The organism is Paenibacillus lactis, assembly GCF_017873605.1.
Lineage (GTDB): Bacteria > Bacillota > Bacilli > Paenibacillales > Paenibacillaceae > Paenibacillus_AQ > Paenibacillus_AQ lactis.
Window position 1 is genome coordinate 108,565 of the sequence record NZ_JAGGKI010000010.1, and the last position, 15,450, is coordinate 124,014.

Consider the following 15,450-nt stretch of genomic DNA (forward strand, 5'->3'; position numbering starts at 1 on the left):
TTCTCCTCGGCAATCTATGCTATTGTATGTAAGACATCCGGCACCGTAACGGCATATGTACAGTCATCTCTGCTTGACTTACCTCGTGAATCCTGGATGCATACAAAAGGGCTGGAGTCGCCTCCAGCCCTGCTGACCGTTATGCTCTGCCTACTTCAAGCCGATGGCAATCCAGGACAGCCACCCTTCACCTGCGAGGCTGTCTTGGGGTCTTGTAATTCCTACAACCGCCTGCAGTTCATTTTTTGCGCGAACGCCCGCCTGGAATGCCGGGTCATTGCATGAAACGACCATCACATAATTTCCATCCGGGTAAAAGGCCTGCAGTGTTACGGATACATCCATTTCCGTGGCGCCTTTCGGGAATATGAACGGTATTTGACCGAACTGCTGCATCACCGGCCGTTCCGCCGCTCCCTGCACAGGATTAAAATTCAGATGCTCTAATTCCACGGAGTTTAACGCGATCTTGGAGGATGTAATCGATTCAGGAGACAGATGAATGCTGTACACGGAATAATCTTCGATGGCTTCGCTTCGCACACTCCGATGCTTAAGATGGGAAGCGCTGATCGTATCCTCGGCCAAAGCATACTCCGAGTCGCCGTCTGCCCGATCGGCTCCGGCCGTTGTTTTTCCCCTGAAGGCGGATGTCCGGAGACGTCCGGAATATCGCCGGCAAGGGCGTATCCCTCTCCCTCTCGTAATCCTTCTGGCTTTGTTCACTGTCGGCTCTCTCCTCTGCTCTAATCGTTACATTCATCCTATTCGGGAAGGAGGGCTCCTGCCACTGCACCCGGGTTTTGCATGCAGACATGTTATTTCCCGGGCTATAAGCTAGAGCACCCCGGCTTACTTGCAGCCGGTGTACTAGTATCCATTCCGAGCCGGCCCGATTATGAGGATTCCGTAAAAAGGGCAGGCATCCATGATCGATTGTAGATCGTATAAATATAAACCGTTAAGATTGCGTATTTCTTTTGTCCCGTTTGTTTCAGATGGTCGGACTCAGATCGTCTGCATCAGCCGCACCCAGCGCTCCGCGGTATGGTCCCATCTAAAGCGCTGGCGGACCGCTTCACGGCCAGCCATCCCGAGCCGAATGCGCAGCTCCTCGTTCTTCAGCAGACGGTCAATCTGTTCAACGAGTCCGGTCTGCAGCTCATCCCCTTTGACCAAATATCCCGTAACGCCGTTTTCAATGATTTCCGGTATACCTCCTGCACTTGCGGCAATGACCGGCACACCGGCTGCCATCGCTTCTACGTTCACGAGTCCGAACGCCTCCCTTGGAGCGGACGGGACGACAACGACATCCGCCAGCGAGTACCAGTCCGCGATAGCCGGATACGGAACAAAGGGGCGAAAATGCACCCACTTCTGATATGGCCTTGCCGCTTGCTTCAGTTCCCGGACATAAGCGGTTTCCCGGTCGGATCCGTAAGCCGCGCTTCCGACAATAAGAAGCAGGACATTCGGATGTCTTTCGACCAATTGGGGCAATGCTGCGATGAGATGGTGAACGCCTTTGTCCGGAATGAGCCGTCCGGCAAACATAACAATACGACGTCCGCTCCAGCCAAAGTGCGCCAGCCTCCCCTCTTTCAGCGCTTTGGCCGCCGGACTGAACGGCGGAGTGAAATGCTCGAGGCGGACACCGAGATGATTGATCGTCATTTTCTCATGGAGCCATGGGTATAGCGAGGTTATTTCCTCCAGCAAAAACCGGCTGTTGACGACAATTCCGTCCATCCAGCGGGCGATGCTCCCAAATCGCTGCCGGCTTATATAAGGCGGGGAGATGAAGGTATTCGAATGAAGATTCAGCACAATTTTGATATCCGGAAGATGCATCTTCAGACGCTGGGCCAGAAGCGGACGATTGTGCACTTCAATGATGTCGGGTCTCCACTTCTGAAGTCTTCGCAGCAGGGAGGAATAGTAGCTGGCACCGGCCGGCAGGCGGTAGCACGGCACTCCTCCAATCGTGTCTTTAACAGGCAGTCCTTTGCCCACCACACCATAGATTCGGACGTCCATCGCCTCTTGAGCTAAAGGAATGATCTGTTCGACGACCCGCTCCACGGAACTGCTCCTTCCTGATGGAATGACAAAAGACCCCGGCGTCACGACCGCCACCTTCCGTAAACTCATATCTTCACATCCTTCTCGCAGCATATCTATTAAAAATTTCCATATCCACCCCATTGGATTCCCGAAATTCATAATTTCGCGGCAACCCGATCGGTGTATAGAATTTGATACGATTCATAAATCAATATTCCGGCCATGCTCTCCTCCGGTGCCTGATTTTCACCGTATCCGATGTGCCGTCTCCCCCGTCCCATAGGGAAGCGAACATGCTCACCTGAAAGAATAGGCCAACCATGCACGACACCCGTCCATCCGGGACAAACTTTCCTATGCATACGATGAGATACGAAAAAACTACAAAGATTTGTGGCAGCAAGGAGGATGACCATGCATCCGGAATTTGTCGGCATTCTGCTTAACAACAGCACGTATCGCAGAATTTCCAGCGGGAGAATCGGTACCGAATCACTGAGCAACTATGAAGAAGCAGCTGCCATATACGGACTGGTTCCTTGTTTTTTTACCATCCGCCATATTTCGCTTGAAACCGGAGAGGTCACCGGATTTATGCCGAAGCGGCCGTACGGATATACACGCGTGCGTATTCCGATTCCACGGGCGATTCATATGCGGGCCATTTATTCCCATCGGCGGGAACGATCCCAGATCGAAGATCTTATCCAGCGCGGATTCTTCGTATACAACGGCCGCACCCGGTACGGCAAGGATGCTATACATCGTATGCTGGAGCAGGACCCAGAGGTCACACCTGCCCTGCCGCATACGGTAAAAGCTACCGCTGCCTCCATTCGAACGATGCTTCACGAGTATGGCGACCTGGTCCTGAAGCCCTGCAGCGGCAGCGTAGGCGTAGGGATCATGCGGTTGCGAAGCAGTCCGCCGGGCAGCTTGCTCACCTACTCCCGCTCCTCTCCTTCAGCGAAGGGCTGGCGAACCGTGAAGCTTGCAGCCGGAAATCTGCATCCGCTGATCTTTCAGCGAATCCGGCGGGCTCCCTTTCTTGCCCAGGAACGCATTCCGCTGGCCGAGTATAAGGGACGCCCTTTCGACATCCGCGTGACCGTTCAGCGGGGAGGCAGCGGAGCCTGGGAGGTAGCGGGCATGTTTGCCAAGACCTCGCCGCCGCGCACATTTGTCTCGAACATCGCCCAGGGCGGATCGGCTTACCAAGTCCCGTATATCCTGCAGAACAGCCTGCCGGACCTGCCGGTTCCGCTCATGATGAAACGAATCACGGAATTTTCCCTTCATATCGCCCGCGTGCTGTCCCTGTTTATACCGTATGCAGCGGACTTTGGTCTCGACATCGGAATTACGGCGGATGGGAAGCTATATTTCATCGAATGCAACGGATGTGATCAGCGCTACGGATTTTTGGAGGCAGGGATGGAGGAAGCGTGGAGAACCGCTTACCGCAATCCGATGGCCTTCGCCCGTTATCTATATGATCACCAGGCATGGCCCGATTACTAGTCGAACACTTTTGAGATCAAGTCTGTTGCGATTAGATGGACCGCAGGAACAAAGGAAAAAACGGGCCAATCAAGCATTACGAAGCTTGATTGGCCCGTCTTTGAATGACGCCCAAAGCCAGGATACAGCAAAACAGCCGTAAAGACATTAATGCGGTACCCTGGAAAGGAAGTCCCCCTTACTGGATTTGTCGCCATGATAGAATACGACATCGCCATCGAGCAGGCTGAATCGGTGCCCGTAAGGATCGGTGTATGAGCTTGCGTACCCCTCCAGCCTCCATTGGTTCATCAGCCGAGCATGAATATACTGCAGATGCGGCCTTGCCGTGTTGCCATCCCGGATCGATTCGAGGTTAAACCGAACGATGATATACCCTTTTTTCAGAAAAATATCGGACTTTTCATCCAATCGCCGGGTTCGACCGTGCTCTGCAATATTCGTTCCTTTCTTGACGACATATACATCAGAGGGAATGCTGAATTCCCCATACCACCGCTGGATTGCAGCGTTGGCTCGCCCGGCATCCACCGTTGCCGGCAGCCCTGCTTTCGGCCCGATCAACGTACGCACCCCTGACGGAAGCAGAAGCCAGTCATACCGGCCAACCCAGGTCTTGGATTTGCTAAGCTTCTCGATATACTGCTTGGTGAACGCTTCAGCAGGCATGCCGGCTGATGCCCCGCCTTGACGGTACAGATGGTCGGCTGTATCCCGAAGCTCTGCTAACGGCACGTTTCGAAGCCGCTCGTTCAGAATGACATATCGCTTCTCCGTGTCCTCAGGGGAGCCGATTCGTATAAACTTTCGGTCTCCGCTGTGGTAGTACAGATCCACCTCCTGCCGTCCCGTTCCATCCTTGCCCACAAAATAAAAGCTAGGCGTGATCGCGATCCCGTCTGCGGCACCGAACATATTGCCCTGGGTCTTCAAATCGAATTTGAAATGGTAGCCCGTCTTCACGGCGGCATTGTTATACCCTTTAGCCGGATGCTTCCCTGGCGCGATTGGGAGCATGTATGGAGCGGTATTCCCCCGGACTCCCCCATCGATATCCCGAAGTCCCGTCCAATAGGAGACACCGCTTGAAACGGCGCTCCCCTTCTGTTTGCGGAAGACCCCCTCCCAGTTATAATCCGCGATATCGGTAATATGAAAATCATACATCCGCCCGATCACCTCTACAGGCTCGATGTCTGTGGCTGCATGGTGGATCAAATCCACATTTGCGCCCGGCTGCGTCGTATAATCGGGCGGCGCATTCTCAGCAATCGTACGGAAATACACCTGATAATCCCCTTCATCAACCCAGACCGGCAGGAAAAATTCCGTATCGAGCTGGGCTGTCGGGATCGTGATCCACGTATTTTTCGGGTAGAACGTCCGCTTATCACCGCTGTACACATCAAACGGAAAATAGACCTGCTTCGCTTTTACATACTTGGCATAATCCCGATTTCCGTAACCCGCAATATTGCGATGCTGTCCGGACGTCGGGATGCGTACCGTAAACGGTCTGTCCAAAATAAAGGCAGACCGGTCCGGATTCGGCACCGTCTTTTGATTATGAGCCCGATCATCCGTTACGGAGGAATAGTTGACCACGGGAGTATGAACGGTGACCGTATTGATACCGTAAATCGGGAATTCCTTGTCGCTGCCTCCATTTATGCTCCCCGGCAGGAGGCCATACGCGATTATACCGGCGCTTGTTGTATTCGCCCGATTGGCCTTATCGCTGCTAATCATGTTGCCGGGCTTGTACAGCACGTTCTCGCGGATCTGAGGCGGCTCGGGAATGCTTCCCGGCGTGGGACCGCTCTCCACAGTCCGGCGGCTGTCCATAATCGTTGCTCCGTTAAAAATGAGGGAGTCATTGGTGACCTCCACTCGATCCACGCCGGCCTCTGCGATGCTTTGCAGATTTTCGCTAGGCGGGGATGGCTTGCTCTTGTAAGAGCTGCCTCCGTAGGAGCCGGACGGCGCTATGATCGGATCCGGCGGGGAAGGCGGATAGAAAGCACCCGTTTGGCTGGTTGAATACTGCGGCGGCTGATAGCCTTGCGGATCAAGGCGGATTTCATTGCCGGGGAGCGCATAATTTCGGAGCAGGCCTTGGTTGATTCTGTATACTTCCAGGTTGTCGATCACCCAATAGGAGTAGGGACGCTTAACCGTATATCGCTCCGTCACTTTCTCTTCCGCTTGCTGGGGATCCGGTACCGTGGTCGGCTTACCGTCCGGTCCTTTTGGTCCGGGCTTGCCGGGATCCCAGTGCAGTGTCCAGCTCTTCTCCACATTCACTTCAAATGTGCATACCCCGGTCATTTTGACAAACGTGTTCTGAACAAGATAGCTGCGAGCCAGAATGTTGCCGTATAAGCTCTCGGAGGTCGGAATTCCCTGCAGCACGTCAAAGCGTTCGCTGCCACGCTGATCGGCCAGGATCTTCGCCGTCACCACCGGGTCCATATACCGTCCGTTGATCGTCTGCCCTGGAGCGGGCTCCGTACAGGCTCCGGTTGACGGGTCAGGCGGGGGCGGTGTGTCCCTGGTTGGTTCGTAGTAAAAGTACAGGTAATAGGTAGGGAAAGACCCGTCATAGGTAAACGGATACGGATCCCCCGGCGTAATTGGGCCGCCGCTCGGAGCAGCTATTGTGCTCTTCTTATGCCCCTTGTAGGTATAATCCGCATTGCCCGGTGTGTGCGTAAAAGCATAGGGCTTATCCTTCTCCAGCTTCTCCTCCCGGTCTGAAAAACCGGGGACTCCATGTAGCGGTTTCCCTGTAGTGGTGTAGTGTTTAATAATCGCATTTCCTTCCGCCGGTTCAAGCTCGATTTCGAATAAGGTAGGGAAGTAGTAACGCCAGCCTTCGACGAGCGGTTCAAAGTGTTTTCCGTTTTTATCCATCTCCTCTTGTCTCCGGTCAATAGCCATTGGAGCTACTAGGAGAGCATCAGTAACATACACAGGAACGTTGGCTATGTTAGTACCTTTCCCTGTCCATTGTCTTCCAGAAAAAAAATATGAAGGTGACGTAGCTCGTATGTAATAATCTCTAGGATTCTGAGCCATTTCAACGGAACGTGAAGCTTCAAAGATTTTATCTCCATACTGCCGATTATAATCAAATTTGCTTACCCGAATATCCTTTATTTTACGAGAGGAGTTAAATTCAAACATGTAATCAAAGCCATCTACATCTGTCTTACCGCCAGGTGGTGTATTAACCCATTGCCCAGCAGCATTGCTCCAAGTTTCATAGTATACCATTCCAACAAAATAAAATTTATCATGGTTGTTGGGATCTTGAAACATCCGATTGACTCCGATGGCTTCTGCTTTACCGGGATTTATAATAAGTACAGTAGTGACTAGCACTAGGAAGGAAAACGTAATCTGAGCAAACTTTTTTAATTTCGCACTCAACATACCGTGACTCCCTTATTTAAATGGATTAATGAGTGCCACGATATAGTCATCAACTTTGTACGTGCTGAAGGCAATGTAATCAGCTTTATTTAATTTAAATTTGGTGTAGTCATGGGTCTGAATGTATTTTCCTGTTTGGAATTTATCCGTACCGTTTACGACCGGATAATAATTTGTTGCAGTACCATCCCTGTTATTCTCGAATGCATTATCTACCCCGGTACGATATTTTGCATAATCATTTTTAACCATAAAGAAAATTGGTGTTCCCCTCTCTGAACTGCGTATGGCAATGTATTCATAACCTTTTCTTTTCACTAACTTGATGTCATAAATAATCTCACCATTACCTAGCTTGATTGGCAACTGTTTCGTCGTAATAACCTTTATCCCTTTGAATAATTGACCAACATCAGTAGTCTTTTCAAATAAATACGGATTTTTCATATACGCCTTAAAATCACTCAACGGCCGCAGCTTAAACTCCGCATCATCCGTATTCCGGAATGTTTTCTCACCAATCCAGACCCACCGGCCAACCTTATCCCACTCTACCTTTTCGCCCAGCCCTTCACTTACGAGCCGCAGCGGCACAAAGGTACGGTTTTGTTTCAAGATCACCTTCGTCCCGTAATCTTTCGCTTTCCCGTTCACCTGGGCGCTCGTTTGGCCCACGGTCATTTTTACAAGGTCATCGCCCTTTCGAATTTCAACGATCGTCTTGCCGCCAGACTTGCTGTAGCTGATCTTCCCGCCGAGCGCTTCCGAGACGAACCGGATCGGTACCATGACGCTGCCTTGGCTATCTTGGAACGGCTTGGCATCCGGAAAGCTCAGCTTGTTAGCGTTCAATAGGACTTCAACCTGACTTGGGCTCGAGGCCTCTGCTCCATCGGTTCCCAGTACGGATAATGCCACCATACTCAACAACATCGTCAGAATGATTTTTTTCATCGATCTTCTTGCTCCCCTCTCCATTTCTCAAAAACTAGTTCTGCATGTCGTGCATCCCTTGCACGGATCTCCTTTCTACGCCCTTGCTTAGGGACGTTGTGCCGCTATATCCCCATCCGAATCAGCAATTGACAGATTCTGATCCCTAGAGATAAATTGTAGTCATTTTATCATATATTCATATAATTTGGTATATTATCCCTATATTTTCATAGTCTTTAAGACACTATTCGCATTGAAGCAGAATGAGTTTATAGTCCTAAACAACAAAAACCCCGAATGACTGTCACATGCCAATTCCATGTGCTTCATTCGGGGCTTCACATTTACGATGTGCGATTTCGTCTGCGAAAATTAGGCCTGGACAGAGGAATCATCACGGTCCCCCGACTGGATTTCGGCCTTTTCCGCACTCTGTTTATATACGGCAGCCAGCACTTTTTCATAAGCGCTTTCAAATTCTATGGGCAGCAGCGGTTTGATTTTGTCCATCACGGGCATCAGCTTGAATAATGCCTGCACCTCTTCTTCCGTCAAACCAAGCGGATACATGGCAAAGTGGCCGATAAACGTATATCCGCGCCCGCGCCCCTGGTGGGTGATGGGGATATGCATCGCGCTGAGCGCATCCATATCACGATAGATGGTTCTTTCACTCGTTCCGCAGCGTTCCGCAAGCTCTCTCGCCAAAATTCCGGGTCTTGCTTGTACAAGGGTAATGATTCTCATTAGTCGGATCAGTCTGTCTGTCATATGCATTCTCCCTATCTCTCTAGTAAATTAGACGTATATTTTATGACTATAAAATAGTACATTCGACCCTGATATCATTTTTCCTTTTTTGGACAAAGATTCTTAATAACTAGCATCAGAATAAGTCTTAAGTCCTTGTCGTTTCGCAATACGGGAACGGAACTTACGGTATGTATCCAAATACAGCGTGCTTAACCTATACAAAGCCTCCGCTTCTTTTAAATAATCGGCATCCTCTAAACGTGCGGCGTACAGCAGCATTTCATCGGCCCGTCTAAGAATAATCGCTTCCCCTTCGGCCAGTTTTCCACGCTGCATTTCCTGTCTGGCTTGCTCCACGATCATCGGATTCTGCAGCAATTTGAGTGCCTTTTCCACACGATCATCGGGGCTCCGCTTAATTAGTGCGGTACTGTTGCTGAACTGGAGGGGGATTGTTCGAGACGGCTGCAGCACCATCTTTTGTTTGATCACATCCAGATAGGTCCACAGCATCGTGACAATGGGGTAAACACCTGACGGCCGGGGGCCGACCGACAGATCGAGCACCAGCCGCCTTACCTTTCCTTCGGACAATGTGCCCAGCGATAATGAGAGATTCCGGTCATTCAGCATTTCGCCTTCGCATCCGTACATACGACCAAGCTGCACGCGCTCACCCAATTGAAGATGCAGCTGAACTTGATCCGCGAGCAGCTGCTTGGAACCTTTTGCCGGCAATTTCGGCCCTAAGACTCCACCCCTCCACTCGATCAGCAGAAAGACTTGATTACAGCCGCTAGCTGATACCTGGTTATGGCTCCATACAAAATCCGAATACAACCCTGACTGCAATACATCCACCTCTTTCCTCTTCTTCTAATAATGTACCAATAGAGATGGACATCTTACTGTCACGGAACATATGTTCGATAAATGTTTTCGACAAAAAAAGACCGCAGCCTCTATCGCTGCAGTCTTTGACATAGATTCTGTCGGGGCCGATTAGATAACCGGCAATCGCCCTGTCATTCCTCCCAGGGAACCCAAAGCTCCTTCAAAAAAGAGTAGTCGCTGTATGACCTGCTTAACCAATCACCGTGCTCGCAGCCCTGCTCGCTTCACTGCGGGCCTCCTCTGTACGCCCAACGGGCGCATAGGTGACTTTATCAATAACCAGGCCGTTTCCAACCGGTTTGCCGTTTACGGTAATCATGATTTTTTTCACGTTATTGTTATTCATATGCATAATCTCCTTATTCCGAAAATTCTATTAATTTGTCATCTTGTTAAAGAGCGTGTCTATTATTCCATGTCGGATTCTGCCTATCATGCTGAGCATGCTTGGCCGCTACTTGCCAACATCTATTTACCCGATTCAACCGCCTATTAAACATCCTGGCGGCCCGAGATGAAACGCCGCCTCTCCAGTGGGTAAATGATACTATGGAAACTTGTTCCTCTATCCATTCGTATGTACTATTATATATCAAAGGATGGTGATCCCTCATGGACAAGCCTGCACGATCTAAGCTGATCCGACTTTCTTTGATACTACTGGCGACAGGGATCGCGCTTCCCCTCGGAGGCCGCACGGCCAGCGCCGGCTATATCAGTAATTTGTACGACAATATACAGCAGTTTCGTGAATTGCCGCAAGAGGTTACCGAGCTGAAGGACAGCTATAATCAAACACTGCAGGAGCTGGATCGGGCTCGGATGAATACGGAAAAGCTCCAGCAGCAAAATGCGGAGCTAGCGGAGCAAAATCGGCAATTGACGCAAATGGTGAACCAGCTGCAGGAAGCGGAAGCCGCCCGAAAGCGGGGAGCGGAACGGCTGAAGAACCTGGCGATTACGGCGGCTGCGCTAGCTGCAGGATATTTTTTGCTGATACGCGCCCTTCGATTCGGCATGCGCCGAACGAACCGCTTTTAAATAAAGCAGCCAGTCAGACTGATAAAGGAGGTGGGCGTGTGATTATCCGAATGGAAGATACGTCCGGCGGCGGGGCTGGACAAGCGGTTACCTTTTCCTTGGCCGACGGCGACATTGCCCATGTGCTGCATCCCGATCAGATTGTAGCGTACCGGGGTCCCTCGACCGGGCGAAGCGACCGTCTGATGAACGTGAAAGGGATATACCGGAAGAAGAAGCTGATCCGTGCCGACATCAGCGGTCCCAGCCAGTTTACGGCAGCCCTCCCTCCGGGCTTCAACATGCATGAGATCCGGCTGGAAGGCGGGGAGGACATGCTCTACGATTTCAGGCATGTATTCTTCTATACCAGTAATGTAACAATGCAGACCCGTATTTTGAAATTTAAAAATATGCTCGTTACGCGGGACGCCATTAAAATGAAGTTTTCCGGCAGCGGCAGCATCGGCATCCTGACCCAAGGTCCGGTCTGCAAGGTGAAGCTGCACCCTACGGAGCCGCTATACGTCGATGCAGGCAGCATCATTGCCTATCCAGAAGGAGCCAAACTGGATTTGACCGTATACGGAAATCACCTGGCAAGCCAGCATATGAATTACCATTGGAAGCTCACCGGAGAAGGATATGTCCTGTTTCAGGCCGGGCGGCAGAACCAGCGGCTGGTCGACGAATTCAACGATGAAGGGATTATCAAGCGCTTCTTACGGGAAGCAATTCCCTTCGGCGGAGTGTTTATCAAATAATGTCCCCGTGTTATAATGTAGGGCATAAGTACCCGGCTGCAGCGCAAGAGCCGCTAGCGGCCGCTAGTGACAACAGAAGACAAGTCCATACGCTGCAAAGCGTATGGGAGAGGTTCGCGAACTCCCTCTATAAAAAACTACATTGTCTTATTCGGCATCGAATTATCTTTTTTAAACTGCCGTGAAAATAAGGCTTGTTTTTTTGCGGATTCAGTTCAAGAACTTCTCTATTCTTCTACGGGATCGGCCTTCGGGCTCCCCTAAAACTATGAAGAATGAGAGGTTTTTTTATGCTTAAACATGAAAAAGCGGTCGTCGTGTTCAGCGGCGGCCAAGACAGCACCACCTGTCTGTTCTGGGCGAAGGAACGCTTTGCCGAGGTGGAGACGGTCACCTTCGATTACGGCCAGCGCCACAAGCTTGAGATCGAATGCGCCGCCCAGATCGCCAAAGAACAAGGCGTGAAGCAAACCGTGCTCGATATGAGCCTGTTGAACCAGCTGGCTCCCAATGCGTTGACACGCACCGATATTGAAATCAAGGAAGGCGACCAAGGCTTGCCAACCACGTTCGTGGAGGGTCGGAACCTCCTGTTTCTTAGCTTCGCTGCCGTCCTTGCGAAAGGAATCGGAGCCAAGCATCTCGTAACCGGCGTATGCGAGACGGACTTCAGCGGCTATCCCGATTGCCGCGACAGCTTTATCAAATCGCTCAATGTGACGCTGAATCTGGCCATGGACTATCCTTTTGTCATTCATACCCCGCTCATGTGGCTGGACAAAGCGGAAACATGGGAGCTCGCAGACCAGATGAACGCCCTGGAATATATCCGTGATCACACGCTGACCTGCTATAACGGCATTAAAGGCGACGGCTGCGGGGAATGCCCTGCCTGCAAGCTGAGAAAAGCCGGATTGGATAAATATTTGAGCCGCAGGAACGCGAGCGTTGAAGGGGGGCGCACGGTATGAGCCGAGAGCCTGGGGCATTTCGGATCGTTGAACGGCTGCAGAAGCTCGGCGAGGATATCGATGCCGGCAGCCTGCGCTACCACCGGAAGCGCGTGCTCGTCTCCAAGGAATTTACGTTCGATGCAGCACATCATCTGCATGCTTATGAAGGAAAATGCAAGAACCTCCACGGGCATACCTATAAAGTCGTATTCGGCATCAGCGGCATTCCGGATGAAGTCGGAATTACCGTGGATTTCGGTGAAATTAAGGACATCTGGAAATCGGAGATCGAGCCTTATCTCGACCATCGATATCTGAACGAAACGCTGCCTCCGATGAACACCACGGCGGAGAATATGGTCGTATGGCTGTTTGAGAAAATGGAAGCCGCCCTCAGCGCCAAGCCATCCCATGAGCAGCAGGGAACGCGCACCGAATTCGTGCGTTTGTTCGAAACACCGACCAGCTATGCCGAGGTCAGACGGGAGTGGATGCTAGGTGAATAATCAGCATAGTAAGGCAGAGACCGGCACAAGCGGAGGCGCATTCGCTGCGGCAACCGTCGACCGCCCCATTCCGGTAATGGAAATTTTCGGCCCTACCGTACAAGGCGAAGGGATGGTCGTTGGCCGAAAAACGATGTTCGTCCGCACGGCGGGCTGTGATTACCGCTGCGCCTGGTGCGATTCCGCGTTTACGTGGGACGGATCGGCGGCAGATTCGATCCGCAAGATGAGCACTGATGAAATATGGCAGGAGCTGTATCGTCTTGGGGGAGAACGGTTCGACCACGTCACCCTTTCGGGCGGCAACCCCGCCCTGCTGTCCCAATTAGGCTCCCTTGTGGATGAGCTGCACCGGCACGGCATTACCGTTGCGGTAGAGACGCAAGGCTCCCGCTGGCAGGATTGGCTGAACGACATCGATGAAGTCACCATATCGCCGAAGCCGCCGAGCTCCGGTATGGAGACGGATTGGGAGAAGCTTGACATCATGATCTCCCGCTTGTCCGCGCGCCAGCCCGGCCGCTCCTTCAGCTTGAAGGTGGTCGTATTCGACGATACCGATCTGGCTTACGCCGAAACGGTGCATGAGCGATATCCGAATGTCCCGTTTTACCTGCAAACCGGCAACCCGGATGTCAGCACAAGTGATACGTCCTCCCATGTCAGCTACCTGCTGGAGCGATACGAGTGGCTGGTGAATGCGGTTATGCAATCCGATCGGCTCAACGACGTGCGCGTCCTTCCCCAGCTGCATACGCTCGTATGGGGCAATAAGCGCGGCGTCTAGACAGCTGTCCGGCATGCCGCTTGATGGCCTAATGAACCTGAACAGAAAACGATTATAATATAGAGGAGTTATGCATTCATGGCTGGAAGACAAAGAGAGGAAATGCAAGAGGTTACCCTGCTGGGCAACCAAGGCACGAAATATACCTTCGAGTATGATCCCGGCATCCTGGAAAGCTTCGACAATAAGCATCCATATCGGGATTACTTCGTAAAATTCAACTGCCCCGAGTTTACAAGCCTGTGTCCGATTACGGGCCAACCGGACTTTGCCACTATTTACATCAGCTACATTCCGGATATTAAAATGGTGGAGAGCAAGTCCCTGAAGCTGTATCTGTTCAGCTTCCGCAATCATGGCGATTTCCATGAAGACTGCGTCAACATCATCATGAACGATTTGATCAAGCTGATGGATCCGAGATATATTGAAGTGTGGGGCAAATTCACTCCGCGCGGCGGGATATCCATCGATCCGTACTGCAACTACGGCCGTCCCGGAACCAAATACGAGGAAATGGCTGCACAGCGTCTCATGAATCATGATCTGTATCCGGAAAAAGTGGATAACCGTTAAATACAAGTTACCTGTACTGGTAACAAGTACAGGTACAAGTTAGATTTACAAGCAAGCTAACACTTCTTACACGATGCTTTACCTCTAGGCATTCATACCAATAAGGGCCGCTCCATTTACGGAGCGGCCCTCTTTTTAGTCTCAATCTGCACCCATTCTTCTGGCTTAGCTGAAAACTTACAGCGGATATTCCATATTGCGCAGTCGGTGGTTCAGGCGACGTTTTTTGTAGAGCATCTTTCCGGCTTCCGCCACGTCCCCGATGGTGCCCTTGTTGTTGATCGAGCCGAATACAATCCCGGCAATCGGAATAAGCTGGAACAGCTTCTTCATTCCGAAGCTGTCCGTGTACGACTGGATCACTTCCCTCCATCCCTGCAGCTGGGAGAATACCTGATCCGTCCCCTTCTCGTCATCAAAGCTGGCGAGCTCCTCCAGCACCGCCTTCTTGCCCACTATATCGGCGGAAGCGAACTGCAGGCACTTCACGATAAACACCCGCTCCCTGGTATCGTTCGGATCATAGCCGTAGCATAGCGCCATCTCTTGAAGCACCTTTAGTGACTGTCCGAGCACCATCGGAATATCGACTGCAATCGTAAAGACGCCGCCGATCCCGGTGGCTGCCCCTTGGGCGGCGGCAAATTTGACCCGTTTAGCCGTCAAAATATCCGCCGCGGCATCCATCACCTGCAGCGGCAAACGAGAAGCCTCGGTCAAGGTCAGCTTCTGATCGCCTGAGCCATCCGCCGCGTTGCCACCCGTACGGGAAGGATCGGTTTCTTCTTCGATCTCCCACGCTTCGGCTTCCTTGGAAGCGGTCCCCTCATCTCCCGCCGTTTTGGCCAACAGATTCATTACGGACTGCTCGCGCACCAGATACTGGCCTCCGGTCTGGATAAAGCTGCCGACATCGTTAAGCGCCTCGCCGATTTTATTCCGCACGGCCTTCGGTGTCAGCCGATCCAGAAGCATGAAGGGGATTCTGCCGAGCTTTTCCCAGAACATCACGTCCTTCTGTTCTTTTTCCCACACCAATATCTCTTGAAGCTGTGACTCCAACACTTGCCGTGATTCCATTTCTGCCATGTTCACAATCTCCTCTTCAATTCAGCGTTAACTATGGAGTATATACGCATCAAACGTAAAAACGGCGCAGTATTTTTCAAAACTGATGCCTCAGCACGATATCGCCCAAATCGAGCAGCCCCATTATAGCCAGCTAATCATACGAAAAA

The 15,450-nt window shown here is 51.5% G+C and carries 15 protein-coding genes; 7 read left to right on the forward strand and 8 right to left on the reverse strand.

The genetic code is table 11. From position 1 onward, the window contains the following. Positions 1-150 precede the first annotated feature (150 nt). Positions 151-726: a WIAG-tail domain gene (locus J2Z18_RS30910; RefSeq protein WP_210095162.1), complete on the reverse strand. Its 576-nt coding sequence runs from the start codon at positions 724-726 to the stop codon at positions 151-153. 282 nt (positions 727-1,008) lie between these two features. Next, entirely contained in the window at positions 1,009-2,154 is a 1,146-nt protein-coding gene (locus tag J2Z18_RS18720; protein ID WP_210095163.1) for a glycosyltransferase family 4 protein, read from the reverse strand. 327 nt (positions 2,155-2,481) lie between these two features. Between J2Z18_RS18720 and J2Z18_RS18725 the strand changes: the two genes are divergently transcribed. Further along, positions 2,482-3,588, forward strand: a complete 1,107-nt coding sequence (locus J2Z18_RS18725; RefSeq protein WP_210095164.1) for a YheC/YheD family endospore coat-associated protein — start codon at positions 2,482-2,484, stop codon at positions 3,586-3,588. 147 nt (positions 3,589-3,735) lie between these two features. On the opposite strand, the gene J2Z18_RS18730 is transcribed toward J2Z18_RS18725, so the two are convergent. The 5 genes from J2Z18_RS18730 to J2Z18_RS18750 form a co-directional block, all read right to left on the reverse strand. Beyond that, positions 3,736-6,501, reverse strand: a complete 2,766-nt coding sequence (locus J2Z18_RS18730; RefSeq protein WP_245256069.1) for a DUF5704 domain-containing protein — start codon at positions 6,499-6,501, stop codon at positions 3,736-3,738. Between the two features lie 534 nt (positions 6,502-7,035). Then, a complete protein-coding gene (locus tag J2Z18_RS18735) occupies positions 7,036-7,977 on the reverse strand; it encodes a copper amine oxidase N-terminal domain-containing protein (RefSeq protein ID WP_210095166.1) in 942 nt (313 codons plus the stop codon). A gap of 354 nt (positions 7,978-8,331) precedes the next feature. Next, complete coding sequence (locus J2Z18_RS18740; protein ID WP_210095167.1) at positions 8,332-8,730, reverse strand: helix-turn-helix transcriptional regulator; 399 nt, start codon at positions 8,728-8,730, stop codon at positions 8,332-8,334. Between the two features lie 102 nt (positions 8,731-8,832). Next, positions 8,833-9,573, reverse strand: a complete 741-nt coding sequence (locus tag J2Z18_RS18745) for a hypothetical protein (protein ID WP_276825055.1) — start codon at positions 9,571-9,573, stop codon at positions 8,833-8,835. 223 nt (positions 9,574-9,796) lie between these two features. Further along, positions 9,797-9,952 (reverse strand): hypothetical protein, encoded by a 156-nt coding sequence (locus tag J2Z18_RS18750; protein ID WP_186311182.1) that lies wholly within the window; start codon positions 9,950-9,952, stop codon positions 9,797-9,799. A 266-nt stretch (positions 9,953-10,218) separates the two neighbouring features. Between J2Z18_RS18750 and J2Z18_RS18755 the strand changes: the two genes are divergently transcribed. The 6 genes from J2Z18_RS18755 to queF all read left to right on the forward strand — a co-directional run bounded on the left by J2Z18_RS18755 (position 10,219) and on the right by queF (position 14,212). Beyond that, positions 10,219-10,647: a hypothetical protein gene (locus tag J2Z18_RS18755; protein ID WP_210095168.1), complete on the forward strand. Its 429-nt coding sequence runs from the start codon at positions 10,219-10,221 to the stop codon at positions 10,645-10,647. Positions 10,648-10,685: 38 nt separating this feature from the next. Continuing rightward, the gene (locus J2Z18_RS18760; protein ID WP_007130813.1) at positions 10,686-11,390 is read left to right on the forward strand and encodes an AIM24 family protein; all 705 of its coding nucleotides are present in this window, start codon (positions 10,686-10,688) and stop codon (positions 11,388-11,390) included. Between the two features lie 290 nt (positions 11,391-11,680). Beyond that, on the forward strand, positions 11,681-12,361 hold the full coding sequence (gene queC / locus J2Z18_RS18765) for a 7-cyano-7-deazaguanine synthase QueC (protein WP_028406449.1): 681 nt from the start codon (positions 11,681-11,683) through the stop codon (positions 12,359-12,361). After that, the gene (queD, locus tag J2Z18_RS18770) at positions 12,358-12,849 is read left to right on the forward strand and encodes a 6-carboxytetrahydropterin synthase QueD (protein ID WP_007130815.1); all 492 of its coding nucleotides are present in this window, start codon (positions 12,358-12,360) and stop codon (positions 12,847-12,849) included. Before queC ends, queD begins: the two co-directional genes overlap by 4 nt. Next, positions 12,842-13,636, forward strand: a complete 795-nt coding sequence (gene queE / locus J2Z18_RS18775) for a 7-carboxy-7-deazaguanine synthase QueE (protein WP_007130816.1) — start codon at positions 12,842-12,844, stop codon at positions 13,634-13,636. Before queD ends, queE begins: the two co-directional genes overlap by 8 nt. Positions 13,637-13,714: 78 nt before the next feature. After that, positions 13,715-14,212, forward strand: coding sequence for a preQ(1) synthase (queF, locus tag J2Z18_RS18780; RefSeq protein WP_007130817.1), 498 nt, complete (start codon positions 13,715-13,717; stop codon positions 14,210-14,212). 177 nt (positions 14,213-14,389) lie between these two features. Here queF and J2Z18_RS18785 read toward each other — a convergent pair whose 3' ends face one another. After that, positions 14,390-15,301 carry an EcsC family protein gene (locus J2Z18_RS18785; RefSeq protein ID WP_007130818.1) on the reverse strand — a complete coding sequence of 304 codons (912 nt, stop codon included), beginning with the start codon at positions 15,299-15,301 and terminating at the stop codon, positions 14,390-14,392. Positions 15,302-15,450 lie beyond the last annotated feature (149 nt).

Excerpts from the sequence above, each read along its gene's own strand:
- J2Z18_RS18720 (WP_210095163.1), bottom strand. The coding sequence starts at position 2,154 with ATGAGTTTACGGAAGGTGGCGGTCGTGACGCCGGGGTCTTTTGTCATT.
- J2Z18_RS18725 (WP_210095164.1), top strand. The coding sequence starts at position 2,482 with ATGCATCCGGAATTTGTCGGCATTCTGCTTAACAACAGCACGTATCGC.
- J2Z18_RS18730 (WP_245256069.1), bottom strand. The coding sequence starts at position 6,501 with ATGGATAAAAACGGAAAACACTTTGAACCGCTCGTCGAAGGCTGGCGT.
- J2Z18_RS18735 (WP_210095166.1), bottom strand. The coding sequence starts at position 7,977 with ATGAAAAAAATCATTCTGACGATGTTGTTGAGTATGGTGGCATTATCC.
- J2Z18_RS18740 (WP_210095167.1), bottom strand. The coding sequence starts at position 8,730 with ATGACAGACAGACTGATCCGACTAATGAGAATCATTACCCTTGTACAA.
- J2Z18_RS18750 (WP_186311182.1), bottom strand. The coding sequence starts at position 9,952 with ATGAATAACAATAACGTGAAAAAAATCATGATTACCGTAAACGGCAAA.
- J2Z18_RS18755 (WP_210095168.1), top strand. The coding sequence starts at position 10,219 with ATGGACAAGCCTGCACGATCTAAGCTGATCCGACTTTCTTTGATACTA.
- queC (WP_028406449.1), top strand. The coding sequence starts at position 11,681 with ATGCTTAAACATGAAAAAGCGGTCGTCGTGTTCAGCGGCGGCCAAGAC.
- queD (WP_007130815.1), top strand. The coding sequence starts at position 12,358 with ATGAGCCGAGAGCCTGGGGCATTTCGGATCGTTGAACGGCTGCAGAAG.
- queF (WP_007130817.1), top strand. The coding sequence starts at position 13,715 with ATGGCTGGAAGACAAAGAGAGGAAATGCAAGAGGTTACCCTGCTGGGC.
- J2Z18_RS18785 (WP_007130818.1), bottom strand. The coding sequence starts at position 15,301 with ATGGCAGAAATGGAATCACGGCAAGTGTTGGAGTCACAGCTTCAAGAG.